The organism is Vibrio sp. MarTm2, assembly GCF_027587055.1.
Classification (GTDB): Bacteria; Pseudomonadota; Gammaproteobacteria; order Enterobacterales; family Vibrionaceae; genus Vibrio; species Vibrio sinaloensis_D.
Map to the genome: position 1 here is coordinate 1 of NZ_JAPPTK010000038.1, position 1,374 is coordinate 1,374.

Below are 1,374 nucleotides of genomic sequence, written 5' to 3' on the forward strand. Positions count from 1 at the left end.
GAAACATAGTGAGTTTTGTGGTTCTTGAATCACAAAAAGTCAGTGGGTGTTTGGTTGCTTATTTCGTTTAGGGTAATCTGCTTTCAAAATAACTTAAACACTGGTGGGAAACTTCGCCTAACAAGGCGTTTAAGACGGATTCACAACGCTTGGCGATCTCAGTTCAAGTTAAATTTAGTGTTTAAGGTACAATGGTTTAGGCTTGGTGGTTGGCGTTGTTCACCACTTAACGCAGCGTTATGTTTACTTGTAATTCAAAGGTTTAAAGGTCTTAGGCTCTAGTTCATAGTCCCTTTGGCAATTCGTCCCTAGTACACTCTGCAAATCCGCATTGTTGGCCTGAGTTCATGAATTACTCAGGCCGTAAAACATGCCAATGTTCGTGGGTTGCTTCATTGTCAGGTCGTGGCGGTCGGCTTCTTGTGTAACTGGCTTAAAGTCGTTTTTAGGTTCTTAGCAAATTGGCATTTTGGCTTAGCAGTTGCCTCGGCAATTTGCCATTGTCTTGCGCTTTGGTTGGAAAGAAAGGGCGCTCGTTGTTTCTTAGTCGGGTTGCCTCATTGGTCAAGGAAGTGGAATTATACGTGTTAGGTTGTCCGCCTTTGGTGGTCAAGTTGGTTCTTGTCTTGTGGTTCAGTTCAGAAAACTAGCCAGAAAAGGCAGTTCTTTCTCAATTAAATCATGTATTTGTGGTAAAACATAACAAACAATTCAACAGTGATTCGCAACGCTTGGCACTTTCACGTCTAGTTGAGTTTAGTGTTTACGGCACAGTGTTCGAGTTCAGTGTATGCGCTGCTCACACGTTAATTGGGCGTTATGTAAATGGAGTAAAAAATGGAAGTCGTTGAAGTAAAAGGGTTTGAAATCCAAGGTCTAATCCTAAGAACCCGCAATGAAATTGAAATGAACCCCGAGACGGCTAACATTCCAAAGCACGTTGAGTATGTCGACTCAAATCTAGTCATTGATTATCAGTCTGGAGCCAGAGCATATAGTGTTTACTGCAATTACGAGTCAGACGTCAATGGCAGCTTTGACGTATTAATGGGCTCGAATGAAGTATCCTCATCGAATATTGAATTGTCATCAGTATCCGTAGTTTCGGGTTCTTACCTGAAGTTTGAATCTGAAGGCGAGTTTCCTACAGCTGTTATCGCTGCTTGGCAGTCAGTTTGGTCTTACTTTGGCTCTCCGAATTGTGCGCATGAAAGGGCATATACAACAGATTTTGAGCATTACGAAAGTGCTACTAAAGTCAGTGTCTACATCGCGCTGAAATAATTTACATAACAAAGCATTTAAGAGTGATTCGCAACGCTTGGCGCTTTCGCTTCGCTCAAGTATAGCCAAGCGTCGCTCACACCTTAATGC

Annotated in this window: 1 protein-coding gene; it reads left to right on the top strand. The window is 42.4% G+C overall.

Features of this window, described 5'->3' with window-relative positions; all coding sequences use genetic code 11:
* The first annotated feature begins 837 nt into the window (after positions 1-837).
* Positions 838-1,284 (top strand): GyrI-like domain-containing protein, encoded by a 447-nt coding sequence (locus OH458_RS21905; RefSeq protein ID WP_167425906.1) that lies wholly within the window; start codon positions 838-840, stop codon positions 1,282-1,284.
* Positions 1,285-1,374 lie beyond the last annotated feature (90 nt).